This window comes from Thermodesulfobacteriota bacterium (genome assembly GCA_040753795.1).
GTDB lineage: Bacteria > Desulfobacterota > Desulfobacteria > Desulfobacterales > Desulfosudaceae > JBFMDX01.
Window position 1 is genome coordinate 69803 of the sequence record JBFMDX010000013.1, and the last position, 24112, is coordinate 93914.

A 24112-nucleotide genomic window follows, 5' to 3' on the forward strand; every position below is an offset into this window, starting at 1 on the left:
CTTTTTATGTGTTGGTCTCTTCCACGACCGCCGCGAAAAAATGCAGAATCAGGGCGTGGGCCTCCTGAATGCGGGCCGTGTTGCCGGACGGAACGATAATGACATGGTCGGCGCGGTCCTTGAGCCGCCCGCCGTCCCGGCCGCACAGGACGATGGTGACCAGGCCCATCTCCCGGGCCGCATCCACGGCGTCGACGACATTCCCGGAATTACCGGAAGTGGAAATACCCACCAGGGCGTCTCCGCTTGCGGCCAGCCCCTGCAACTGCCGCGTGAAAATACGGTCGTAGGCGTAGTCGTTGCTGACCGCGGTCAGGATGGAGGTGTCGGTGGTCAGGGCAACGGCCGGGAAGGGCCGCCGCTCCTTTTCAAACCGGCCAATGAGTTCGGCCGCAAAATGCTGAGCATCGGCCGCGGATCCCCCGTTGCCGCAGACAAAAACACGGCCGCCGCGGCCGATAACCAGCCCCAGTGTCCGGGCAGCGGTGGTGATGATCTCCCCCAGACCGGCCAGACGGGTCATACAGGCCTGGTGATCGCTGATAAGGGCATCAAAAGATGGTATCATCAATAAATCCTCACAGATGTGGATCCGCCTGACGCAGGTACCGGTTTACATAGTCGGCCACGGCATCCTCCAGGGGAGTGAAGACCGACGGGCAGCCGACAGCGGCCAGGCGATCCGTTTCCGCCTCGGTAAAATACTGGTAACGGTCCCGGAGCGTTTCCGGCATGTCCATATACTCGATCCGCGGCTCCATGCCCATGGCGGAAAAAACCGCCCGGGCCAGATCGTTCCAGGTACGGGACCGGCCGGTACCGATATTGTAAAGCCCGTTTACGTCCGGGTGTTCGATCAGCCAGCCGATGATGTCGGCGCAGTCTTTGACGTAGACGAAATCCCGCTTCTGCCCGCCGTCCTCATATTCATCCCGGTATGACTTGAACAGCCGGATCACGCCCGTTTCCCGGACCTGGGCGAAGGCCTTGACGACCACGCTGCGCATATCCCCCTTGTGATATTCATTGGGTCCGAAGACATTGAAGAACTTGAGGCTCGCCAGCCGGTCCAGAACCCCGTGCCGCCGCGCCCAGAGATCGAACAGATGCTTGGAGTAGCCATACATGTTCAGCGGCGCCAGCCGGTCGAGCCCGTCCGGATTATCTGAAAACCCCCGGCTGCCGTCTCCGTAAGTCGCGGCGCTGGAAGCGTTGATAAACCGGATATTCCGGTAGACGGCAAACTGCGCCAGACGCCGGGAATAGTGGTAATTGTTTTCCATTAAATAGTCGGCGTCAGGCTCGGTGGTGGATGAACAGGCGCCCATATGGACGATGACGTCGATGTTATCGATCTGGCCGTTGACCAGTTTCTCGATAAACGCTGTTTTGTGCATATAGTCCAGATAGCGCCGGTTGACGAGATTCTTCCATTTATCGGTCAGGCCGAGGTTATCCACCACCAGGATATCGTCCCGTCCGGTCCCGTTTAATTTCCAGACAACAGCGCTGCCGATAAAACCGGCTCCGCCAGTCACGATGATCATCCCCGTCTCCGTTCTGTTCGATGTTCGGCGATCCCCGGGCCGCCTGACTTTAAAAAAATACCTTCCGGACGCCATTTACTGCTGATTTGTGCCATAAACGCCGGGAAAAGGCAACCCCATCCGGATTTTTTCCAGGGCCACCTTTTTTCCGGTACCGTCGCCGGAGAACTGAAAAACGATTGACTTGTTTGGCTAAATTTCATATTTGTTCCAAATTAAAACAAAAATTGGAATAATTGATTAAAAACGGATGCAGTCAGAACCGTCGCCAATGACAATTCGCTGCGCACAGGAAGGCACATGACCGCCAAAATTCTCATCAACGCCGTTGACCCGGAAGAATGCCGTATCGCCAAGGTGATAGACAACCGCCTGGACGAATTTCACCTGGAGACCTCCGCACGGGCGACGACCAAAAGCAACATATACAAAGCCATCGTCGCCCGGGTGGAGCCTTCCCTGCAGGCCGCCTTTGTGGATTACGGGGAAGAGCGCCACGGTTTTCTTCAGAAGCAGGACATTCACAGCGATTATTTCCAGCACGGCGACCGGAACGCCCCCATCCAGAACCTGATCAAACCCGGTCAGGAACTGCTGGTTCAGGTTACCCGGGACCCGCTCATGAATAAAGGCGCCGCCCTGACGACTTTTCTTTCCATCCCGGGCCGTTACTGTGTCCTCATGCCCGGCAGCGAAACCATCGGCGTCTCCAAACAGATCAGCGATGACGAGGAGCGCAAGCGTCTGAAAGAGATCCTGGGGAAAGTCGCCATTCCCGACAACATCGGCATCATCATGCGCACCGCCGCCCGGGAAGCCACCAAGACCGTCGTGGCCAACGATATCCGCTATCTGCTTCGCCTCTGGAAAAACATCAAGGACAAAGGGATCAGCAGCCCCGCTCCGGCGCCCCTTCATAAGGAGCGCAATCTGGCGGTGCGGGTTATCCGGGATTACCTGACCCCCGACATTACGGAAATTCTGATTGATGACCCGGCCATTTACCAGGAAGTCAAGGATTTCGTCCATGTCATCTCTCCCAAGCACGCCAAAATCGTAAAACCTTACAGCGGCGCCAAGCCCATATTCACCAAACATCAGCTTGAGGAGCAGATCGAGTCCATCTTCAACGCCGCCGTCAAACTGCCGTCCGGCGGATCCATCGTTCTGAATCAGACCGAAGCCCTGGTCGCCATCGACGTGAATTCCGGAAAATCCAAACAGAGCGCGTCGGTGGAAGAGACCGCCCTGCAGACCAATCTGGAGGCGGCCGAAGAGATCTCCCGTCAGCTGCGGCTGCGGGATATGGCCGGTCTGATCGTGATTGATTTTATCGACATGAAAACCCGGGCCCACAATTCCGCGGTGGAAAAATGCCTGAAAACTAACCTTAAAAACGATAAGGCCAGGACCCGGGTCGGGTCCATTTCCCGTTTCGGGCTGCTGGAAATGTCGCGCCAGCGGCTGCGGCAGTCTCTGGAAACCGCCAGTTTCGTCACTTGCGACCATTGCGGCGGGAAAGGATACGTCCTGGCCGCCGACAAGCTGGGGGTCCGTTTTCTGCGCAAGCTCCAGCTGGAAGCGAACAAAAACAGCGGTACCCATATCACCGCTCGTGTTCCGGCGGAGGTGGCCGACTTTTTGTTAAACAGAAAAAGAAGCGACATCCTGGAACTGGAAAACCGGCACGGCCTGACCATTACCATCAAGGGGGATGCCGCCATGCCCCGGGACGAAAGCCAGATCATCTGGCAGACATAAGTGGAAAAAAACTTGCAAAATCATTTATCCCTCAATAAAGAGGGGGTGACGGAATTCAGAACCGATCGACTAACTGTTAACAAGGAGAGGTACCGTGTTCGCTGAAATCGCTCACGCCATGGGACAGTCCGGCGCCGGACAGCAGGCGCCCCAGGGAAGCGGCCTGATGGGCCTGGCGCCCCTGATTTTTATCTTTATCATTTTTTATTTTCTGCTGATCCGACCCCAGCAGAAAAAGACCAAAGCCCATCAGGAAATGCTCAACGCCCTGAAAGTCGGCGACCGGGTGATTACCGGCGGCGGTATTTACGGAAAAGTCGCCAAAGTCGAAGACGCCGTCGTCGCCCTGGATATTGCCGACAAGGTCCGGATCAAGGTTTCCCGTCAGTCCATTGCCGGCTTCCAGCCGGGAGGTGCGTCGGCCGCCGCTCAAGAGCCCCAGAAGCCCGCCAACAACAAGAAAGAGGAATAAGGATAATCAGCCGTGAAAAATTTTCCCTGGAAACAGGTTTTAACAGCCATCGTATTACTGTGTGCCGTTGTCATGGTGCTTCCGTCCATCAATCCCGAGGTATGGCCGCATAAGAAGATCAACCTCGGGCTTGACCTCCAGGGCGGCATGCACCTGATTCTGGAAGTGCAGACTGAAAAAGCGGTGGAAGGACAGATCGGCGGCCTGGCCGAGGAACTGAAGAACGCCATCCGTGAAGAGCGGATCAAGTATACGGACATTTCCGCCCAGGGAAGCCGCATCGTCACCACCGCCAGAAGCCGGGAGAGTATCGACGCCCTCAACGCCCTGGTGAAAAAACAATTCGGCGACCTGAAGGTGGCCGCATCGACGGAAAATGACAATATCCAGGAAATGTCCCTGATCCTGCCGGAAAAACAAATCGAAGACATCAAGAAAATGTCCGTCGATCAGGCCCTGGAGACCATCCGCAACCGCATTGACGAATTCGGCGTCAGCGAACCGACCATCCACATCCAGGGCAAGGACCGCATCCTCATCCAGTTGCCCGGCGTTACGGACGCCGGCCGGGCCAAAAGCCTCATCGGCAAAACCGCCCTGCTGGAGTTCCGGCTGGTGGACGAGGAGCATGACGTCTCCAAGGCCCTGCAGGGGAATACCCCCGCCGGCAGCGAGGTCCTGTATCAGATCAACCGGGACCCGGAGACCGGCCAGACCACCCGCGTACCCTACCTGATTAAAAAAGGAACGCCCTTGACCGGTGTTGATCTGGCCGACGCCCAGGTCCGCATCGACGGGCGGTACAACGAATCCTACGTGGCGCTGGATTTCAACCGCAAGGGCGCCATCATATTCGACAAAATCACGGGCGAAAACGTCAAGAAACGGCTGGCCATTGTGCTGGACAACAATGTCTACTCGGCGCCGGTGATCAACGAACGGATCAGCGGCGGATCGGCCCAGATCACCGGCAGCTTCACCGATCAGGAAGCCCACGATCTGGCCATTGTCTTAAGAGCCGGCGCCCTTCCGGCCCCGGTCACCATCCTGGAAGAGAGAACCGTCGGACCTTCCCTGGGCCGGGACTCCATCCGCAAGGGACTGTTCTCCATGGCCGTGGGCGGGATTCTGGTCTTTGTTTTCATGGTCATCTATTACAAATCAGCCGGATTGATCGCCGTTGCCGCCCTGTTGGCCGACATCCTGCTGATTGCCGCGGGCCTGGCCGCCTTTGGCGCCACCCTGACCCTGCCCGGCATCGCCGGTATCATCCTGACCATCGGTATGGCGGTGGACGGCAATATCCTGATCTACGAGCGCATCCGGGAAGAACTGCGGGTGGGCAAGACCTCCCACTCGGCTGTTTCGACGGGTTTTATCAAGGCCAGCCTGACGATTATCGACGCCAACATCACTACCCTGATCGCCGCCCTGGTGCTGTTCCAGTTCGGCACCGGCCCGATCAAAGGTTTCGCGGTAACCCTGAGCCTGGGCGTGGTGGCCACCGTCTTTACGTCAGTGGTCCTGTCCCGCCTGATATTCGAATATCTGCTGATCAACCGGAAAATGAAATCGGTCAGCATCTAATATTGAGCCAACCATAACGGGAAACAGAACATGCAAATCATCAAACCAGATACCAGGATTGATTTTATCGGAAAACGGAAAATCGCTTTCTGTCTGTCCGCCGCCATTTTCATCATGACCGTCGTCTCCCTGGTCGTTCATAAAGGACCGAGACTGGGGGTTGATTTTGCCGGCGGCAGTCTTATCCAGATCAAACTTGCGGCGCCGGCCCCCATTGACGCCATCACCGACGCTTTCAAAGAGGTCAATATCAGTGCCACCCAGGTGCAGGAATACGGCCAGTCCGCGGAAAAAGACTATCAGTACCTGATCAACACCGACGCCACGGCAATATCCGAAGAAGGCTTTACCGACCGGATCACCGACGTGCTCAAAGCCAAAACGGGCCTGGCGCCCGAAATCATGCGGGTGGAAATGGTCGGGCCCAAGGTCGGCCAGGACCTGCGGGATAAAGCGCTCAAAGCCCTGTTATATTCGCTGTTGTTCATGGGCATCTATATCTCCGGGCGGTTCCAGGAAAAATGGCTGGAAGGCGCCGTGATCGCCCTGGGTATGTTCGGTTTCGTCCAGCTGCTGTCCATATTAAAGGTCGACCTGCCGATTCTGATCATGGTCACCCTGGGCATGTCCCTGGCACTGTTCTGGCTGCTGAAGCTTCCCTACGCCCTGGGCGCCATTGTAGCCCTCCTCCACGATGTCATCGTTACCATCGGGTTCCTGTCAGTTTTCAATAAGGAATTCACGCTGCTCATTATCGCGGCCCTGCTGACGATTATCGGTTTTTCCATTAACGACACCATCGTCATCTTTGACCGGCTCCGGGAACGGCTGAAAAACAATCCCAAGATGCAGCTGGAGGAGAATATCAACATCACCGTCAACGAAACCTTGAGCCGTACCATCCTGACCTCCCTTACGGTTTTCATCGTTCTGCTGGTGATGTTCTTTTTCAGCGGCAGCATCATCCATGACTTTGTCTTTGCCCTGCTCATCGGCTGCACCAGCGGTGTCTATTCGACCCTGTACATCGCCAACCCGATTCTGCTGGTGAAGCGGTTCAACAACAAGTAGACATGGAAGCGCTTGCCGCCTGGTTCGGCCTGAAGACGATTCCGGGTGTAGGAAACCATACCTATAAACGGCTGCTGGACGCATTCGGTTCACCGCAGCAGGTATTTGCCGCCGGCCGGGATCAACTCCTGGCCGTGGAGGGGGTGACGCCGGCCATCGCCGGTGCCATTATCCGCCACAGCCCGCCGGAGAATGTTCAGAAGAATATCGACATCTGCCGGGAAAAAGGCATCACCGTCGTTACCATGACCGACCCCGCCTACCCCCGTCTGCTGCGGGATCTGCCCGATCCCCCTCCGTACCTGTATGTGCTCGGCCGACTGGAGCCGGACGCGGCCTGTATCTCCATTGTCGGTTCCCGGAACCCCACCGGCTACGGTAAGTCCATGGCCCGGCAACTGGCCCGGGATCTGGCCGGACACGGCCTGACGGTCGTCAGCGGCATGGCCCGGGGAATTGATACCGCCGCCCATCAGGGCGCCCTGGATGGCGGCGGAAAGACCTGCGCTGTTCTGGGCAGCGGCGTGGCCAGTATCTACCCCCGGGAGAACCGGCCCCTGTCCGAAAAAATAGCCGCCGGCGGCGCCGTCGTCTCGGAGCTGCCGGTGTTTGCCAAGCCGCAGACTTATCATTTTCCCATGCGCAACCGCATCATCAGCGGCATGTCGGTGGGAACCATTGTGGTGGAAGCAGCCAGAAAAAGCGGTTCCCTGATCACCGCCCGGCTGGCCGCGGAACAGGGCCGGGAAGTGTTTGCCGTCCCGGGCAGCATCCAGTCCTTCAAAAGCGCGGGAACGCACGGGCTGCTGAAGCAGGGAGCCCGGCTGATTGAAAACGCGGCCGACGTGCTGGCCGACATATCCCATATGATCGCGATTCATCCGCCGGCATTGCCTGCGGACGGAACGGCAACCGGCGGTCCACGGACAAATTCTTCCGATTGTCTTGACAGCGATGAAAGACTGGTGTTAAGAACCCTGGAATGTTACCCGGTTCATATTGATGAGATTGTCCGCAAAACCGGGCTGGATCCGGGAAAAACAGCCGGTGTTCTGCTGCGCCTGGAATTGAAAGGCCGGGTAAGGCAGGAACCCGGCAAATATTTTCTGCTGAAATGAGGACACCCCGTGACAAAACCGGTCATCATTGTCGAGTCACCGACCAAGGTGAAGACCATTAAAAAGCATACTGGTAATCAATATGCCGTGACCGCCACTTCCGGCCATTTAATGGATCTGCCGCCCAACGAGCTGGGGATTGACATCGAACACGACTTTGCCCCCCGGTATGTCGGCATCAAGGGCAAACAGAAAATCGTCAAAGCCCTCAAGACCGCCGTCGGTGACGCCACCGACATCTATCTCGCCCCCGACCCGGACCGGGAGGGGGAAGCCATCGCCTTTCACACGGCGGAAATTCTCAAGAAAAAAGACCGACGCTTTTACCGGGTGCTGTTTCATGAACTGACGCCCAAGGGAATTCAGAAAGGCCTGGACTCCCCCCAGGAACTGGATTCCAATAAATATGATTCCCAGCAGGCCCGCCGAATCCTCGACCGGCTGGTGGGTTACCAGATATCCCCCCTGCTCTGGCAGAAGGTCCGCAACGGCCTCAGCGCCGGACGCGTGCAGTCGGTGGCGGTGCGGATCATCTGCGACCGGGAACGGGAAATTTTCGCCTTTGAACCCCAGGAATACTGGTCGATCACGGCCCTGCTGGAGGGTGCAAAGCCGCCGCAGTTTTCAGCCAAACTGGCTCGGTACAAGGGTAAGAAAATCGCCATCGGCGATGAGGCCGCCGCCCAACAGGCGACCGCGTCTATTTCCGGCCAGCCGTTCCGGATCGACAAGATCATCAAAAAAACGATCAAGCGGAATCCCCTGCCTCCGTTTATCACCAGCACACTGCAGCAGGAAGCTATCAAGAAACTGGGATTTTCAGCCAAAAAGGCCATGGCCGTGGCCCAGCAGCTTTACGAAGGAATCACCCTCGGATCCGGCGATCAGGTCGGTCTGATCACCTACATGCGTACCGATTCCACCCGTATCGCGCCGGAGGCGGCCCAGGAGGCCATGGCCCTGGTGGCAAAAAAATTCGGGGCCGATTACGCCATTGATCATCCGCGGTTTTTCGCCAACAAGAATAAAGCCCAGGATGCCCATGAGGCCATCCGGCCCACCTCGGTGGCACTGGAGCCGGATCCCATCCGGCAGCATCTATCCCCGGACCAGTTCAAACTTTATTCGCTGATCTGGAAACGATTTGTCGCCTCCCAGATGAGCCACGCACTGATCGACCAGAAATCCATATCCATTGCCGCCGGCGATTATCTGTTCCGGGCCAGCGGCTCAACCGTGAACTTTCCCGGCTTTATGGTGCTGTATCAGGTAACGGACGAAAAAAGCGATCCGGCCGGCCCCAAAGATGAACTGCCGGAACTGTCTGAAAACGAAATACTGAAACTGATTCAACTGGATCCGCGGCAGCATTTCACGGCCCCTCCTCCCCGTTTTTCTGAGGCTTCCCTGATCAAGGAACTGGAGGAAAACGGTATCGGGCGGCCCAGCACCTATGCCACCATCCTGACCACCATCCGGGACAAGGGGTACGTGGATATTGTCAACAAGTATTTTCACCCCACGGAACTGGGCTTTATCGTCAATGACCTGCTGATGGCCAATTTTCCCGATATTCTGGATATCGCTTTCACGGCCCGGCTGGAAGACGATCTGGACCGGATCGAATCGGCTCAGAAGCAATCCTCCCTTCTGCTCAAAGAATTTTATGAACCCTTTGCCAGAAAACTGGAAGCCGCCCGGGAGGGCATGCTGAGCATCAAGGGTGTTGGCGCGTCCACCGGCCTGCCCTGTCCCCGATGCGGCAAGGAACTGCGCATCAAGATCGGCAAGAACGGCCAGTTTCTGGCCTGCTCCGGCTACCCGGAATGCACCTTCTCCAGCAACTATACCCGTTCCGAAAAGGGGGCCGTCAGCCCGGCGATTCCGGATCAGACCGTGGCCGAAGGCAGAATGTGCGATAAATGCGGCAGCCCCATGGTGGTGCGACACGGCAAATACGGGGATTTTCTGGCCTGCTCGGCCTACCCGGACTGCAAGAACACGCAATCGTTAAATTCCGTCGGACAAGCCGCCAATCCCATCGGCGTCAAATGCCCGGAAAAAGCGTGTGACGGCGAGATTGTCGAAAAGAAATCAAAGCTCGGGAAAATTTTTTACGGATGCAGCCGATTCCCGAAATGCCAGTTCGCCACCTGGGACAAACCGGTCGACATCGCCTGCCCGCAATGCGGCGCGCCCGTTATGGTCGAAAAGCAGACCAAGAAGGAAGGCATGATCTATCAATGTCTGGATAAAGCCTGCGCCCACCGGCAGAAAAAAGAGTAAGCCGGAAACATGGCCATGCGACTGACTGACTATACCGACAGACGATTCATCCGGCGGATTGCCGCCGCCGACAAGTACGCCGCCATCGAAGAACTTGCCCGGACGTTTCAAAACAGCGGCGTTTGTACCGACATCGAAAAACTGATCGCCGCCATGAAGGAACGCGAGGATATCATGCCCACCGGCATCGGCTTCGGGATCGCGGTGCCCCATGCCCGGATTCCGGAGGTCAAAAAAATCGTCTTCGCCATCGGCACCTCGCTCCAGGGAATTGGATTTGACGCCATCGACAAAAAACCGGCCCACCTGATCATCCTGGTGGCCGCCGGCGAGACTCAGCATATGGAATACCTGAGACTGCTCTCGAAAATCATGAACCTGCTGAAAAAAGAGAACACCAAGGAACTCCTCGTCAGCGCCTCTTCCGCCGATCAGGTAATCGATATCTTACAAACCGAGTAACCGGACAGACCCGGCCGCCGGACATGAATTCACCGCTAACAAAACAGCCGGGACGATCTCCCGCCCGATCTTTGCGACATTCACTGGCCGGCCTCTCCGGCGCCTCCGACATATTCCGATATGTCGGGCAGATTCTTTTCGCGATTCTCATCGGCTTGCTGGCGGGGCTGGGGGCCATGTTTTTTCATCACGTCGTCGAACTCATGCGGGCTTTCCTTTCTCACCCCTGTCCGCCCCGGACTTCACTTTACGGAATTCTGGCCGTGATCATGGTCCCGGTGGCCGGCGGCCTGCTGGTCGCGGGCGCCACGGCGCTCTTCCCCCGCCTGGCCGCGGAGCGGGGGGTCACCAGCGTCATCAAGGCCCTGATCATCAACAACGGCTTCATTCCCCTGAAGACCACCCTCTTTCACATGACCGCGGCCATTCTCACCATCGGAACCGGAGCGCCCCTGGGACCGGAGGAACCGGTGGCCAGAATCGGCAGCGGCATCGGCTCTTTTTTCTCCCGACAGTTCCGCCTCAACCGCAGCGGCGTGAAGGTGTTCACGGCGGCCGGCGCCGGCGCCGCCATTTCGGCGGTATTCAACGCGCCCATCGCCGGCGTTTTTTTCGGCATCGAAGTCATTCTGCTCAACGATCTGAAAAACCAGGCCTTGAGCTTTCTGATCATCGCCTCGGTGGTGGGGGACATCTCCTCGCGGGCGCTGCTGGGAAATGAACTCCTTTTCACCATTCCCGATTACCCGATGATCGCTTTTACCGATTATCCCTGGTTTCTGGCCTTTGCCCTCTGTTGCGGATTGCTGTCGCTGTTTTTTTTCGGAACACGCAGCCTTTTCAGCAATCTGTTTGACCGCGTTCCGTTTTTCGGCAACCCCTTTTTGCGGCTGCTGCCGGTATCTTTTCTGTTTGGGCTGGCGCTGCTGAAATTCGACACCCTGTACGGCATCGGTTACAACACCATCCATCAGGTACTGAACTCCGGCTTTCCCCTGACGACGGTCCTCTGGCTGTTGACGCTCCGGATTATATTTCTGGCGCTGTTTCTGACCGCCGGCGCCTATGGCGGCACCTACGCTCCGGCCCTGGTCATCGGCGCCATGTTCGGATTCGTGTTCGCCACCGCGGCCGGTTTTTTGTTCGGCGTGCGGCTGGATCCCGTGGCTTTTTCCCTGGTCGGCATGGGCGGCATGCTGGCGGGCATGAATTCCATTCCCCTGACCGCCATGCTGCTGGTTTTCGAAATGACCCGGGATTACCGCATTATCCTTCCCCTGATGCTGGCCTCTATCCTCTCCTACGTCGTCGTCATGTACGTGAACAAGAGAACGGTTTACGCCCAGGCACTGTTGAAGGACGGCATCGACGTCAGTTCCATGGGGGAAGTGGACATCCTCGGCCGCGTCAAAGTAAAGGAGTTGATGACAGGCACCGTCGAAACCGTGAGTTACCGAACGCCTTTCCGGGAACTGCTCGCCCGGCTTCTCCATTCGGCTTATGGTGAAGTTTGCGTCACTGACGACAAGGGGGGCCTGATGGGTGTTATTTCCTTGAAAAGCGTCCGCCAGGCGCTGATCACCCAGGAGCTGGTCGATCTGCTCATCGCCGGAGACCTGATCATCCCCATCCCGGCCGTGGACGAAGATGACCCGGTGTCCGCCGCCCTGGAAAATATTCAGAAATTTGACGTGGAAAACATACCGGTCGTGGCTTCCCGTGAGGATCCCGCGGCCCTAACCGGTATATTAAGACACCAGGATATTCTCCAGGCCTACCAGACCCTCCGGGAGGAGTGGGCCACCGACCGTTTTCTGACCAATTATCACTTCCGCCGCTGACCCCTGAACCGGCCCCGGAATACCGATTCGTGACCGATAATTATCCGTTGAAGGGGCCTTGCCGTCACCAACTTGATTTCGCAAAAAAAAACATAAAAAATGTGGCATTTTTAAAAAAAACATACTATCTCTCCAACTGTATAGCGTTAGACTGATAACAAGGATAACGATGATGGACGACACGTCCTCCTTTGATGATCGAAGGAAAAAAACCAGAATCAGCGTTGAGAACGGCACCGCCGCCCTGCTGACGTACGACCAGGTGAAAATCGGTAAAATCATCGATATCAGCCTCGGCGGAATCGGGTTCAGTTATATCGGCGACACGGATGGCGACCTGACCGGGAAAACCTGCCGGATCGACATGCTGATCCACAGCTACAACTTTTATTTTGAAAAAATCCCCTGCAACATCATCTCGGATTTTGTCATCCAGAACAATTTTTCTCTTGATGCCAAACCGCTGAAAAGATGCGATATCCAATTCCAGGAACTGAACCGGTCGCAAAAGGCCCAACTCGAATATCTTATTACCTCCCATGAAGAGCAGCCCCCGGCAAGACAAAGCTATCTGGAAAAACAGCTCATTCACAGCGAGGAAAAATACCGCACCATTCTGGAAAGTATCGAAGAGGGGTATTTTGAAGTGGACCTAACCGGTAACGTCACCTTTTTCAACAGTTCCATGCTGAAAATGATCGGATACACGGAACATGAACTGCTGGGGATGAATTACCGCGGGTTCATGGACCAGTGGACGGCCCAGAAAGTATTTCGGGAATACAACAAGGCTTTCCGGACGGGGGCACTGCCCACCCCCTTTGACTGGGAACTGGTCAAAAAAAGCGGCGAAAAAATTCATGTGGAAACGTCCCTTTCCTTTATCAAAAACTCACGGGACGAAATCATCGGTTTCCGGGGGGTTGCCCGTGACATCAGCATTCGCAAAAAATTCGAGGAAGAATTGCTGTACATGGCCTCCCATGACCATTTGACCGGTCTGTATAACCGGGGAGCACTGTTTGAGCGTCTCCGCTCGACCCTGGCTTACGCCAGAAGGTTTAACAAAAAATGTTCCCTTCTCTTTCTGGATCTGGATAACTTCAAGAATGTCAACGACGCCTTCGGGCATGAGGCGGGGGATATGGTTCTTCAGGAGACCGCCCGGAGGCTCGCCGGTATCCTGCGGGAGACGGACTATCTGTGCCGGCACGGCGGCGATGAATTCACCATCCTGCTGAACAACCCCGACAACATGAACCCGGAAAAGGTCGCCCGGAAAATCATTGAAACGATCACCGTCCCCTTCCAGATCAAAGAACACACCATCGACTTCATTACCACCAGCATCGGTATCAGCGTTTACCCGGAAGACGGCGCCACCATCGACGATCTGGTCAAGCACGCCGACCAGGCCATGTACAGGGCCAAAGAGATGAAAAACACCTATATCTGTTATAACAAAGGCCGTTTTTCACCGACCATGGCCGGTGCCTGACCGGCATCCGTCGCCGGTGATATGATCAGCCGGTCCCCTTCCACCCGCGTAGCGACTATCCCCCTGAATTCCAGCATCTGAATATGGGTGTACACTTCCGATACCGCCAGAAAGATTTCCAGCGGCAGGCGGGCGGTGTTGAGCCTGGGGAACAGTTTTCTGGCGATACGGTAAACCACCGATTCGCCGCCGGTGATGATGCCGAGAATCAGGTTCTCCCGCTGACTGAAATTTTCCGCGTACATGCGCGTCACCGCGGCCAGATCTTCCATGGGCCGGCCATGGGCCGGAAAAACCAGGCAGGGCGCCAGCCGGTTGACCTTATCCACGGACTCGTAAAATTCCTTCTGGCTCAGTCGCGTCGGCAGCGGGCGGCCCTCCTCCAGCATGACAAAAGCGTTAGGCGTAATATGGGGCAGAATATGATCACCGGAAAAAAGAACATTGTCCTGCTCGACATACAGGCAGATGGAGTCCGTGGTATGGCCGGGCGTTTCGATGACGCGGCAGTCATAATCCCCCATGGTGATAGTCTGCCCCTCCTTTATAAAGGAGGTCACCCGGCACTTTTCGCCCAGCAGGGCAAAGGCGGACGACAGTACCCGCATGGAATTGCGGACCAGGGGCGGTACGCCCATGAGCGACAGGAAATCCCCCATGGTTTTCCGGGATACGCCCAGGCCGGTGGCGATGCTGACCGTGCGGGCAAAGTTACCGGCCACGTCGATAAAAGAAGAAGAGGCCCGCAGAATTTTTTTCACCGCGCCGTAATGATCGATATGGCTGTGCGTCAGCACGATCCGGTCAATATCGTCGCAGGTCAGGCCGTGTTCGGCCAGAGCGCTTTTCAGAATTTCAAACCCCTTGGACGTGCCGGTGTCCAGCAGGGTGATGTTGTCTTTCCCCTTGAACAGATAGGCGTTTACCGGACCGGGCTTTTCCCCCGGCAGGGGCAGGGTCACAGAGAACACGCCGGGCAGGACCTGACGGCTGAACTTCCAGTGATCGGATCGGATCATACAAACCTCTTCAACGGTTCTCCCGTGCCGGGCCGGGCTGCTTTCCGGTCAGCAGTTTCCGGATGACGCTTTTCCCGCCCCGGTCAATGTCATCCAGCGCCAGATTCAGAGCGGCTTCCAGCAGAGTGGATTTGTTCTCGATCCGCAGTCCTTCCAGCTTGAGGGTGTAAAATGTCCGGGAGAACCGCTCCAGCAACTGGGAAGACAGATAAAAGCCGGCCTTTTTCTTGCTCCCGCCCCGGGTTGAAGAAGGCTTCTTTTCTTCCGGGGAAGAATTCGTCCGTCCCGGGCGCCGGTTACCGGTGGCCACGCTGACCGGATCGAACAGGTCATCTTCTAAAAAATCAGGTGCTTTGCGTTTGTTTGGTGTCATCGTCCGCTATCCTCCTGATCAGGTTTCGATACCCTTCGGCCCCGGCAGATCCGGGCCGGTACTCAAAAATGGTTTTACCCCGCGCGGCCGCCTCGGAAAGACTGGTGTTGTACCCCACGGGATCACACAACTGCCGGAAAAAATGTTTTTCCAGAACGGCCAGCATGTCGTAACTGTGCCGGGTCCGCCGGTCAAACATGGTCGGCACCACGTATTTGAGGCGCAGGGCGGGATTCAGCTTCTGGGCCGACAGCAGATAGGTAAAAAACGTTTTCAGCCCCTCCAGAGCCGGCCCCTGAAGGGCCACCGGGCACAGGACCTCATCGGCCGCCATGAGGATATTGACGCTGAGCACGTCCCACCCCGGCGAACAGTCAAAAATCAGATAATCGACCGACCCGCCCCTGGGGATGAGGGCTTCAGCCAGAATATTGTGCCGGCGGTCGGCCGGTTGTTCGCCCAGGCGGTTCTTGAGTTCCACCAGGGGCATTCCTCCGGCGATCAGCCACAGATTTTCACGGGCCGGGTACAGGGCCTCGGCCTTGCTCATCCGCGTGCCGTCTTTATCGGCGCCGGTGATGAATTCATACAGGCCGAAGGGCGGGTTCACCCCCAGGAATCCGGAGGCCTGGGACTGGGTGTCGCAATCCACCAGAACCACGGTAGCGCCGGCCAGGGCCAGGCCGTGCGCCAGCGTAACCGCGGTGGTGGTTTTGCCGACTCCACCCTTGGCCATGGCCACGGCGATCTTGCGCATGTTTTCCCCCTCTTCCCGTCACGAATTCTTCTGTGGGAGAAATACCCGATTTTGCTTCCCAAGGCAAGATGAGATATAAAAATATGTATGTCTGATCTGCCCACTGCATATAAAGGCCGCTACCCCTTCCGGCTGGCCTGCCCCTCGTTCATCTATCCGGCCGGTTACGCCGACAATGTCCGCAGGCTTTGCGCCTGCGTCGACGAAATCGAATTGCTGCTGCTGGAAAGCGACCCGAGAAGTCTGCCCCGACCCGCCGAGATCGAAGAACTGGCCGCCCTGGCCACGACCGGAGAAATTGTTTTCAATATCCACCTGCCCACGGACGTTTTTCCGGGCGACGACCGGGCGACCGTCCGCTCCGCCGCCGTCGACGCCCTCCTGCGGGTCATCGATCTGGCCCGGCCCCTGGCCCCGACCTCCTGGACCCTTCACCTGCCCTTTATCGCTTCGCCCGGGGAAAGCAGCGCCGATCCGGCCGGCTGGCGGGATCGCGTCCGGGGAAGCCTGACCCGGCTCCTGAAAGCCAGTGGGTTGCCGGCCGAAGCCATCGCCCTGGAAACGCTGGATTACCCCTTTTACTATCTTGATCCGATCCTTCAGGATCTGGGCTGCTCCGTCTGCCTGGATACCGGTCATCTAATGGTCCGGGAGGAAAACTGCCGGGAACTGTATCGTACCTTCCGGGAACGCGTCATCATTCTCCACATCCACGGGGTCGACCGGGGCCGTGACCACCTGTCCCTGGACCGGCTCTCGCCGGATCAGACCGGAGAACTCAGCGGCATTCTGCGGGATTTCCATCACAGTGTTTCCCTGGAGGTCTTTTCTCCGGACAACCTGTCCGCCTCGCTGATTTATCTTGACAGAATATGGCGAAATTTTTCAAAATCAGACAATGAATGAACCGGTCGCCCCGAAACCAACCGTTCTCCATTTTCTCCCGATTCTCCTGGCTGTCTTCCTCGTGATCCTCACGGAGACAGGTTTGTACTTCTTTTTCCACGATTTCTCGCTGGAAAAAATACAAAAACGCGGAATACTAACCGTAATTACGGACAATTCTCCCACCGCCTACTATCTTTACCGGGAAACGCCCATGGGATTCGAATATGAACTGGCCAGGGAGTTCGCCGCCTACCTGGGCGTTGCGTTGGAAGTCCGCGTACCCGGCTGGAACCGTCTTTTTGATGCCCTGCTTTCAGGAGAGGGGGACCTGGTCGCGGCCGGTATTGCCCGAACCCAGGAACGGCAATCCCTGGCCGAATTCTCAATACCCTATATGCCGGTACGGCAACAGGCCATTATTCACAAGAACAATTACACCATCGAAACCCTTCACGACCTGGCCGGCTGCACCATTCATGTACGGCAGGGGACCACCTACGAACACCGGTTGCAGGCGCTGCAGAAGGAAGGTGTTGCCCTGACCATCGTCTCCCACCGGGACATCCCCACCGAAGAACTGATCCGGCTGGTCGCGGAAAAACAGATCCCGGTGACCGTGGCCGATTCCCACATCGCCCTGCTCAATCGCCGTTACTACCCGGACATCAAGATCGCTTTCCCCATCGAGGAGGAACAGCATCTGGCCTGGGCCGTCCGCCGGAAGGACAAGGCCCTGGCGGCCGAGGTCAACGCCTTCTTTAAAACAATTAAAAACAACGGTGTTCTGGAAAAGTTGTATAACCAGTATTACGGGGCCGTGGACGTCTTTGATTATGTCGATCTGAAAACATTTCACCAGCGGCTGGAAACCCGGCTTCCGGAATACAGCCGGACCATCAGAACCCAGGCCGAAAAATACGATATTGACTGGCGTCTGATCGCGGCCCTGATTTACCAGGAATCTCATTTTGATTCCACGGCGGTCAGCCACACGGGCGTCATGGGGATCATGCAGTTAAGCGAAAACACGGCGCTTGCCCTCGGCGTCACGGACCGGATGAATCCCTTTCAGAGCATCCGGGGAGGCGTCCGATACCTGGCGGAGCTGCGCCAGCTCTTCAGCGATATTGAAGATCCGCAGACCCGGCTGCTCTTCGCCATGGCCGGATACAACATCGGATACTCCCATGTACGAGACGCCCAGGAACTGGCCCGCCGGCTGGGGCTGGGGGGAAACACATGGCAGGACATGAAGACGACGCTGCCTCTGCTGCAACTCAGCGAATATTACACCACCACCCCGAACGGATACGCCCGGGGCAAAGAGCCGGTTGAATTCGTGGATAAGGTCTTGGGCTATTATGACATCCTGAAGCAGAAAGAAGTGGCGTTCGACAAAAACGATCAGCCCGGGGGCCAGTGAAACGGCCTCCCCGCCAGCACATGCAGATGAACGTGAAAAACGGTCTGGCCCACGCCCTGGCCGTTGTTGATCACCAGCCGGTAGTCGCTGATCCCCCCTTTCCGGCAGACTTCCGCCGCCACATAAAACAGCCTCCCGACCAGCTCGCTCTGACGCTCAGTCATGTCGGCGACCATGGGGATATGCTCCCGGGGGACGACCAGCAGGTGAGTCGGGGCCTGGGGATTGATGTCCTTAAAGACAACCGTCTTATCGTCCTGATAAACCATGTCCCCCCTGATGCGGCCGTCGGCGATTTTACAAAACAGACAATCATCCATTTTTCTTACCTTATTATAAGAGCCACCGGATAGACAAAAAAGCCCCGGCTGATGCTGGAAGAAGCATTGGTTTTTTATGCGTCAGCAAGGGGCAAAAACCGGAGAAAACCGTTAAGCCCTCCCCGCGTTTTTTTATTCTTTATATCAGCAGCCCGGCGGATCGTCAACCGACCTCATCCCGCCCGTCCGGGCCGCCAAAAAAGAGTGTTGCAGTTTTCCCCGTACAAAGCTAATATAACCAGCCAGTAAAACTGATTTCATTCTGAACAAATCCGGCCACATGCCGGAAAACCGGAAAAAAGGAGCCATGGAAGAACGGCCCCCGATTATAAGAATCTTTCATGTATACAAAAAATTCGGCGCCACCACTGTTCTCTCCGATATTACGGTTGATATCCAGGCCGGCGACTTTGTGTTCGTGACCGGCCCCAGCGGCGCCGGCAAAACCACCCTTTTAAAGATGATGTATCTGGGCGAACCCATCTCTGAGGGCCAGATTCTGGTGGATGGAATGAACCTGGCCCGGATGAAGCGCGACCGGATCGCCTTTTTACGAAGAAAATTCGGAATCATATTCCAGGACTACAACCTGATCCCGACCAAAACCGTTTTTGACAATATCGCCCTGGTGCTGGAAATCCAGGGGGATAAAAGAAGCCTGATCGAAAAAAAAGTAAACAGCGTCCTTCGGGCCGTAGGCCTTGAAAAACGGGCCAACGCCTACCCACCCAGCCTCTCCGGAGGAGAACAGCAGAGAATAACCATCGCCAGGGCAATAGCCGGAAACCCGAAAATCATTCTGGCTGACGAGCCCACCGGAAGCCTGGATCAGGAGTCGGCCGAGGATATCATCGGCCTTCTCGAATTCCTGCATTCGCGGGGTGCCACGGTCATTATCGCCACCCATGACAAGGGCCTCATTTCCCGCATCAACGCCAGGGAAGTCCGCCTCAGTCACGGGCATTTACTGGAGCAGACGGCTTGAAATGATGAACCGCCTTTTTTTAAAACGCGCCCTCAAGGATCTGCGGGACAATCTGCTCCTGAACATCATCACGTTCACCACCATCGCCCTGTCGGTGCTGATCGTCAGCACCTTCGCCCTGTTCATGATCAATACCGGCAAGATCATCCACTCCTGGGAAAAAGGGGTGCGCATCATCGTTTATATTAAAAAGGACGTTCCCCCGACCGATGTCGATAACCTGAAAAACGACATCCAGCAGATGCAGGGGGTGGCCGAAATCCAGTTCATATCCAAGGAAGCCGGCCTGGAACGGTTGAAAAAACAGATGAAGGGGCAATTATCGCTGCTGTCCAACCTGACGGACAACCCCTTGCCGGACACGCTGGAAGTCTGGGTGTCCCCGGAAAATAGAGACTGGAATCAGATTGAAATGCTGGCCATCCACATCGAGTCCAGCCATCTGGTGGAAGACGTGGAATACGGTCAGGACTGGATGAAACGGTTTACGGGTTTCCTGAACCTGTTCAAAGTGACGGGCGGCGTCATGGGAGGTGTCTTCTTCATGGCGGCGGTCTTTATCATCGCCAATACCATCCGGCTGATGTTTTATTCCAAAAAGGATGAAATGAGAATCATGCGGCTGGTGGGGGCGACGGACACCTTTATCACGGCGCCGTTCTATATCCAGGGGCTGATTCTGGGCGGAGGCGGGGGGATCACGGGGATACTGGTCCTTTATTTGGCGTATATCATGATCATCGCCAACGTGGATCTGAACTTTGTATCCTTTTATTTCACGATACAGTTTCTGCCTTTCACCACCTTGCTGGTGATCGTCATGTTCAGCATGCTGACGGGATGGATGGGATGTTACCTTTCCTTGAAACAGTTTTTAAAAGACTGATGGCGCCGGTGCCGGTCCTGATTCTGGTCGGCGTCCTTATCAGCCTGGCCGGCTGGTGCCGGGCGGAAGACACGGCCATTATCACGGCTTCGGTGCTGAATGTGCGGCGATCTCCCAGTCAGCAGGCGGAAAAGGTCGGGGTATTGCAGAAAGGAGCGCAGGTAGCCATTTACGATGAAGTAGACGGCTGGCTGAAAATTTCTCACGGAAATATCGACGGATATATTCTGAACGATGAGCGGTATGTCCACCGGGGGAACGCCGATCCTGCCATTGAACAGCTTAAAAAAAAGGCCGAGGAACTGGACCAGAAGATTGAAGACCATAAATCCGATCTTGAGAAATTCTCGCATGAGGAATTCCAGGTCCTGGAACGACTCAATGAAATCGACCTGTCACAGAACGATATCAACCGGCAGGCAGCCGCCTTGGGCCTGAAAATCAACAATATCCGCAACAGTATTCACGACAACTGGCAGGCAGCCCAGGCCCTGGAAAAAAAGATTGATAAAACCAGCGCCTATGCCTCCAATCGGCTGGTCGCGCTATACAAACTCAGTCTCATGGGCAAGCTGAACATCATCGGCTCGGCGGATTCGGTTTATGAAGTTTTGAGAGCGAAAAAAGACATGGCCATCATATGCGATTATGACGCGGAAATATTGTCCCGGCATCTGCAGCGGAAAGAGGGGCTACGGGTGATCATGGATCGCCTGGCGTCAGAGGAGATGGAAAAAGCGGCCCTTGAAAAAACCATGCAGCAGCAGATGGGTGCCATGGAGAGGGAAAGAAACAAGCGGCAGGGAATCCTGAAGGATATCCGCGAAAAAGAATCGGCCCGGAAAGCGGCGCTGGCGTCCCTGGAAAAAGCAGCCGAAGAACTGAACCAGACCATGGCCTCCCTGCAAAAAAAAGCGGAAACGGCCACAAAGCAGCCGCAGCCGCTAAAAGGCTCTTTCTCCTCGCTTAAAGGGTTGCTGCCCATGCCGGTCAGCGGTAAAGTTATCACCGAATTCGGTAAATACAAAGACGTTAACTTAAACATCGTCAACTTCCGCAGCGGCATCGATATCCGGGCGGAACGCGGCGAGCCGGTTCGCGCGGTTTTTCGCGGCCAGGTGCTTTTTGCCAACTGGTTCAAGGGATACGGCAACATGATGATCATCGATCATGGAGAAAAATATTATACGGTCTACGCCCATGCCCAAGAGCTGTTCAAGAAGGAAGGGGATCTGGTGGAAACCAGCGAAGTGGTCGCCACGGTCGGCGACACTGTCTCCCTTTCCAGCGAAACGGCGCTCTACTTTGAGATCCGGCATCAGGGGAAACCGGTTAACCCTTTACCCTGGCTGAACGCCGGCTGATCGCAACCGGCATTGGCAGCATATTGACGCACAACCACCTGTTGATAATCACATACAAGGAATGATCATGAAGACTCTTCGGACAAGAACCATGAAACTGGTCATCGCCATCTTTGCGGCTTCATTGCTCACGTTTGTCATCGCCGGACGCTACGGCGATATTGCCGCCAACGATGTCGACACATACAAGGAACTGAAGATATTCACCGACGTCATCCAGGAGATGGAAGAGGAGTACGTCGACCCGGTTGATACCAAGGAACTGATCAAGGCGGCCATCCAGGGCATGGTCAGCAGTCTCGACCCCCACTCCGAATATCTTCCTCCGGACGCGCTCAAAGACCTGCAGTCAGACACCAAGGGCGAATTTGAGGGCATCGGCATCGTCATTACCAGGGACAAAGGGCTGTTAAAGGTCATCTCGCCCATCGAAGGCACCCCGGCCTATCTGGCCGGCGTCAAAGCGGGCGATATTATCGAAAAGATCGACGGGGAGTCCACCGAAAACCTGGAACTGTGGGAAGCGGTCAAAAAAATGAGGGGCAAAAAAGGTACCACCGTAACCATTTCCATCCTGCGCAAAGGGGAATCCGCTCCTTTGAGTTTCGAATTGACCCGCGACGTCATTCCCATCACCAGCGTCAAATCGTTGACGCTCAAACCCGGATACGGATACCTGCGCATCTCCAACTTCCAGTCCAACACCACCGATGAAGCGCTCAAAGCCCTGGAGCAGTTGAATTCGGAGAACAATGGAAAACTGAAAGGACTCGTCCTCGACCTCCGCAACAATCCCGGCGGTCTTCTGGACCAGGCCGTCTCCATCGCGGATCTGTTTCTTGATGACGGGGTCATCCTGTCGGTCAAACAGCGGAAAAGCGAGGAAAGCTATAAGGCCAAAAAAGATACCGAAAAGCGGGACTACCCCATTGTCACCCTGATCAACGGCGGCAGTGCCAGCGCCTCCGAGATTGTGGCCGGCGCGCTTCAGGACCAGCATCGATCCCTGCTCATGGGCACCACCTCCTTTGGCAAGGGGTCCGTCCAAACCATCAAGCCCCTGGGGGACGGCTCCGGCATCAAGTTCACCGTAGCCCGGTATTACACACCCAGCGGTCAATCCATCCAGGCCAAGGGCATCGTGCCGGATATCGAAGTACCCTTTGAAATCATCAAGGCCGACAAAAAAAATGGCAGGGCCTATCTCGCCGAAAAAGATCTGGCCAATCACCTGGAGGCGGAACCGCAGAAAGAGGAGCCCCAGAAAGAACCGTCCGCCAAACCGGAGGATGACGCGGACGAGCAAAACAGCCGCTACGGTGAAATCACGCCCGAACTGCTGCTGACCGACTCCCAGGTCCTGCGGGCGGTGGATGCCCTGGTTTCCTATGATATCTTTACCGGTATCAAAAAATGACGGCTCCGGGAAAGTCGCCCAGAAGGATAAAAACAGCTGCCGTCAAACAGGCTAAAAAAGAGAAAGAAAAGAAACCGCCCCGGTCCCGACTGCTGGTAAAATCCGCCGGCGCGACAATCCTTCTGGCGATTCTTGTACTGGCGGGCGGCCTGGCGGTTATCTATCTGGCGCCGGATCATGGACCGGTTGTAAAGCCGGTGCAACCGGCCCACGTTCCGGCGACAAAAATCCCTGTCTTTGAAGTTTATCCCGGAGAAAAGCAGGCGCTCCCATCGCCGCCGACCCATACCGGTGACGCCGTTCCCGCGCCATCCCCTCCGGCCGGCGTCGGGGACACGGCTGACCTCCCGTCCCCGCCGGCAGTCGGGCAGCCCCGTATCGCCATCATTATCGACGACATCGGTTACGACCGGAAAATCGCAAACCGTCTGATCACGACCGATCCGGCCCTGACGCTCTCCATTCTGCCGGAAAGCCCGTTCCGCAGAGAGATCGCCGCGGCCGCCCGCGAGGCAGGGCTGGAGGTGATGCTGCACCTGCCCATGGAGCCGGAGGAATATCCCCATGTCGACCCGGGCCCGGGCGTTCTGCTGACCGGCATGGCGCCGGACGCGCTCATCGGACAACTGGAGGCGGACATCGCCGATATTCCTTATATAACGGGAGTCAACAATCACATGGGGTCGAAACTGACCACCGAGTCCGTCCAGTTGTATCAGATCTTCACCGTTCTTAAAAAAAAGAACCTGTTTTTCATCGACAGCCGGACAACCGAAAACAGCCTCTGCCGGCCCTCCGCGAAAAAATTGCAGTTGCCCTTTGCCGAAAGGGATGTTTTTCTGGACAACACCCTGTCGGAAGCGGATATCACGCGTCAGGTGAACCAACTGGCGGATACCGCCGTCCGCCATGGAAAGGCCATCGGTATCGGCCACCCCCACCCGGAAACCTGCCGGGTGCTGGCTGATCAGCTTCCCCTCATCAAACAACGGGTGCAACTGGTGCCGGCGTCCATGCTGGTCACCATTTCCGATTAA

The 24112-nt window shown here is 56.3% G+C and carries 22 protein-coding genes; 16 read left to right on the top strand and 6 right to left on the bottom strand.

Going from position 1 to position 24112, the window contains the following annotated elements:
• Positions 1-4: 4 nt before the first annotated feature.
• Positions 5-568 (bottom strand): SIS domain-containing protein, encoded by a 564-nt coding sequence (locus AB1724_14500; GenBank protein MEW6079021.1) that lies wholly within the window; start codon positions 566-568, stop codon positions 5-7.
• 10 nt (positions 569-578) lie between these two features.
• Positions 579-1547: an ADP-glyceromanno-heptose 6-epimerase gene (rfaD, locus tag AB1724_14505; GenBank protein ID MEW6079022.1), complete on the bottom strand. Its 969-nt coding sequence runs from the start codon at positions 1545-1547 to the stop codon at positions 579-581.
• Positions 1548-1847: 300 nt separating this feature from the next.
• On the opposite strand from rfaD, the gene AB1724_14510 reads away from it, so the two are divergent.
• From AB1724_14510 to AB1724_14550, 9 genes are all read left to right on the top strand, one after another.
• Positions 1848-3308 (top strand): Rne/Rng family ribonuclease, encoded by a 1461-nt coding sequence (locus AB1724_14510; protein ID MEW6079023.1) that lies wholly within the window; start codon positions 1848-1850, stop codon positions 3306-3308.
• 94 nt (positions 3309-3402) lie between these two features.
• Positions 3403-3780, top strand: coding sequence for a preprotein translocase subunit YajC (gene yajC, locus AB1724_14515; GenBank protein MEW6079024.1), 378 nt, complete (start codon positions 3403-3405; stop codon positions 3778-3780).
• 12 nt (positions 3781-3792) lie between these two features.
• The gene (gene secD / locus AB1724_14520; protein ID MEW6079025.1) at positions 3793-5367 is read left to right on the top strand and encodes a protein translocase subunit SecD; all 1575 of its coding nucleotides are present in this window, start codon (positions 3793-3795) and stop codon (positions 5365-5367) included.
• A gap of 30 nt (positions 5368-5397) precedes the next feature.
• Entirely contained in the window at positions 5398-6438 is a 1041-nt protein-coding gene (gene secF / locus AB1724_14525) for a protein translocase subunit SecF (GenBank protein MEW6079026.1), read from the top strand.
• Between the two features lie 2 nt (positions 6439-6440).
• Positions 6441-7556 carry a DNA-processing protein DprA gene (gene dprA, locus AB1724_14530; GenBank protein MEW6079027.1) on the top strand — a complete coding sequence of 372 codons (1116 nt, stop codon included), beginning with the start codon at positions 6441-6443 and terminating at the stop codon, positions 7554-7556.
• A gap of 9 nt (positions 7557-7565) precedes the next feature.
• Positions 7566-9842, top strand: a complete 2277-nt coding sequence (gene topA, locus AB1724_14535; protein ID MEW6079028.1) for a type I DNA topoisomerase — start codon at positions 7566-7568, stop codon at positions 9840-9842.
• Positions 9843-9857: 15 nt separating this feature from the next.
• Positions 9858-10304: a PTS sugar transporter subunit IIA gene (locus tag AB1724_14540; protein MEW6079029.1), complete on the top strand. Its 447-nt coding sequence runs from the start codon at positions 9858-9860 to the stop codon at positions 10302-10304.
• Positions 10305-10327: 23 nt separating this feature from the next.
• Positions 10328-12145, top strand: coding sequence for a chloride channel protein (locus tag AB1724_14545; protein ID MEW6079030.1), 1818 nt, complete (start codon positions 10328-10330; stop codon positions 12143-12145).
• A gap of 169 nt (positions 12146-12314) precedes the next feature.
• A complete protein-coding gene (locus tag AB1724_14550; protein ID MEW6079031.1) occupies positions 12315-13643 on the top strand; it encodes a sensor domain-containing diguanylate cyclase in 1329 nt (442 codons plus the stop codon).
• On the opposite strand, the gene AB1724_14555 is transcribed toward AB1724_14550, so the two are convergent.
• Genes AB1724_14555 through AB1724_14565 form a run of 3 tightly spaced genes read right to left on the bottom strand, consistent with a single transcriptional unit; the run spans position 13601 to position 15792 of the window.
• The gene (locus AB1724_14555; protein MEW6079032.1) at positions 13601-14662 is read right to left on the bottom strand and encodes an MBL fold metallo-hydrolase; all 1062 of its coding nucleotides are present in this window, start codon (positions 14660-14662) and stop codon (positions 13601-13603) included. The two genes, AB1724_14550 and AB1724_14555, sit on opposite strands and share 43 nt — an antisense overlap.
• A 10-nt stretch (positions 14663-14672) precedes the next feature.
• Positions 14673-15035: a hypothetical protein gene (locus tag AB1724_14560; GenBank protein ID MEW6079033.1), complete on the bottom strand. Its 363-nt coding sequence runs from the start codon at positions 15033-15035 to the stop codon at positions 14673-14675.
• Positions 15007-15792 carry a ParA family protein gene (locus tag AB1724_14565; protein MEW6079034.1) on the bottom strand — a complete coding sequence of 262 codons (786 nt, stop codon included), beginning with the start codon at positions 15790-15792 and terminating at the stop codon, positions 15007-15009. Before AB1724_14565 ends, AB1724_14560 begins: the two co-directional genes overlap by 29 nt.
• Before the next feature lie 87 nt (positions 15793-15879).
• Between AB1724_14565 and cbiR the strand changes: the two genes are divergently transcribed.
• Both cbiR and mltF read left to right on the top strand, forming a co-directional pair.
• A complete protein-coding gene (cbiR, locus tag AB1724_14570; GenBank protein MEW6079035.1) occupies positions 15880-16698 on the top strand; it encodes a cobamide remodeling phosphodiesterase CbiR in 819 nt (272 codons plus the stop codon).
• Entirely contained in the window at positions 16691-18103 is a 1413-nt protein-coding gene (gene mltF, locus AB1724_14575) for a membrane-bound lytic murein transglycosylase MltF (protein ID MEW6079036.1), read from the top strand. The genes cbiR and mltF overlap by 8 nt, the downstream gene beginning before the upstream one ends.
• Here mltF and AB1724_14580 read toward each other — a convergent pair.
• Positions 18085-18423, bottom strand: a complete 339-nt coding sequence (locus tag AB1724_14580) for a histidine triad nucleotide-binding protein (protein MEW6079037.1) — start codon at positions 18421-18423, stop codon at positions 18085-18087. The genes mltF and AB1724_14580 overlap by 19 nt on opposite strands.
• A gap of 307 nt (positions 18424-18730) precedes the next feature.
• Here AB1724_14580 and ftsE point away from each other — a divergent pair, with 307 nt between their 5' ends.
• The 5 genes from ftsE (at position 18731) to AB1724_14605 (ending at position 24112) form a co-directional block, all read left to right on the top strand.
• Positions 18731-19408 (top strand): cell division ATP-binding protein FtsE, encoded by a 678-nt coding sequence (gene ftsE / locus AB1724_14585; protein ID MEW6079038.1) that lies wholly within the window; start codon positions 18731-18733, stop codon positions 19406-19408.
• 1 nt (position 19409) lies between these two features.
• Positions 19410-20294 (top strand): permease-like cell division protein FtsX, encoded by an 885-nt coding sequence (gene ftsX, locus AB1724_14590; protein ID MEW6079039.1) that lies wholly within the window; start codon positions 19410-19412, stop codon positions 20292-20294.
• Entirely contained in the window at positions 20258-21658 is a 1401-nt protein-coding gene (locus AB1724_14595) for a peptidoglycan DD-metalloendopeptidase family protein (GenBank protein ID MEW6079040.1), read from the top strand. The genes ftsX and AB1724_14595 overlap by 37 nt, the downstream gene beginning before the upstream one ends.
• Before the next feature lie 67 nt (positions 21659-21725).
• Positions 21726-23075, top strand: coding sequence for a S41 family peptidase (locus tag AB1724_14600; GenBank protein MEW6079041.1), 1350 nt, complete (start codon positions 21726-21728; stop codon positions 23073-23075).
• Complete coding sequence (locus AB1724_14605) at positions 23072-24112, top strand: divergent polysaccharide deacetylase family protein (protein MEW6079042.1); 1041 nt, start codon at positions 23072-23074, stop codon at positions 24110-24112. The genes AB1724_14600 and AB1724_14605 overlap by 4 nt, the downstream gene beginning before the upstream one ends.

Coding starts and splice junctions, on each gene's coding strand:
- AB1724_14550 (MEW6079031.1), top strand. CDS start 12,315: ATGATGGACGACACGTCCTCCTTTGATGATCGAAGGAAAAAAACCAGA.
- AB1724_14510 (MEW6079023.1), top strand. CDS start 1,848: ATGACCGCCAAAATTCTCATCAACGCCGTTGACCCGGAAGAATGCCGT.
- ftsE (MEW6079038.1), top strand. CDS start 18,731: ATGGAAGAACGGCCCCCGATTATAAGAATCTTTCATGTATACAAAAAA.
- AB1724_14600 (MEW6079041.1), top strand. CDS start 21,726: ATGAAGACTCTTCGGACAAGAACCATGAAACTGGTCATCGCCATCTTT.
- AB1724_14560 (MEW6079033.1), bottom strand. CDS start 15,035: ATGACACCAAACAAACGCAAAGCACCTGATTTTTTAGAAGATGACCTG.
- AB1724_14540 (MEW6079029.1), top strand. CDS start 9,858: ATGCGACTGACTGACTATACCGACAGACGATTCATCCGGCGGATTGCC.
- rfaD (MEW6079022.1), bottom strand. CDS start 1,547: ATGATCATCGTGACTGGCGGAGCCGGTTTTATCGGCAGCGCTGTTGTC.
- dprA (MEW6079027.1), top strand. CDS start 6,441: ATGGAAGCGCTTGCCGCCTGGTTCGGCCTGAAGACGATTCCGGGTGTA.
- AB1724_14565 (MEW6079034.1), bottom strand. CDS start 15,792: ATGCGCAAGATCGCCGTGGCCATGGCCAAGGGTGGAGTCGGCAAAACC.
- AB1724_14555 (MEW6079032.1), bottom strand. CDS start 14,662: ATGATCCGATCCGATCACTGGAAGTTCAGCCGTCAGGTCCTGCCCGGC.
- AB1724_14580 (MEW6079037.1), bottom strand. CDS start 18,423: ATGGATGATTGTCTGTTTTGTAAAATCGCCGACGGCCGCATCAGGGGG.
- mltF (MEW6079036.1), top strand. CDS start 16,691: ATGAATGAACCGGTCGCCCCGAAACCAACCGTTCTCCATTTTCTCCCG.
- secF (MEW6079026.1), top strand. CDS start 5,398: ATGCAAATCATCAAACCAGATACCAGGATTGATTTTATCGGAAAACGG.
- AB1724_14500 (MEW6079021.1), bottom strand. CDS start 568: ATGATACCATCTTTTGATGCCCTTATCAGCGATCACCAGGCCTGTATG.
- AB1724_14605 (MEW6079042.1), top strand. CDS start 23,072: ATGACGGCTCCGGGAAAGTCGCCCAGAAGGATAAAAACAGCTGCCGTC.
- AB1724_14595 (MEW6079040.1), top strand. CDS start 20,258: ATGTTACCTTTCCTTGAAACAGTTTTTAAAAGACTGATGGCGCCGGTG.
- AB1724_14545 (MEW6079030.1), top strand. CDS start 10,328: ATGAATTCACCGCTAACAAAACAGCCGGGACGATCTCCCGCCCGATCT.
- ftsX (MEW6079039.1), top strand. CDS start 19,410: ATGATGAACCGCCTTTTTTTAAAACGCGCCCTCAAGGATCTGCGGGAC.
- cbiR (MEW6079035.1), top strand. CDS start 15,880: ATGTCTGATCTGCCCACTGCATATAAAGGCCGCTACCCCTTCCGGCTG.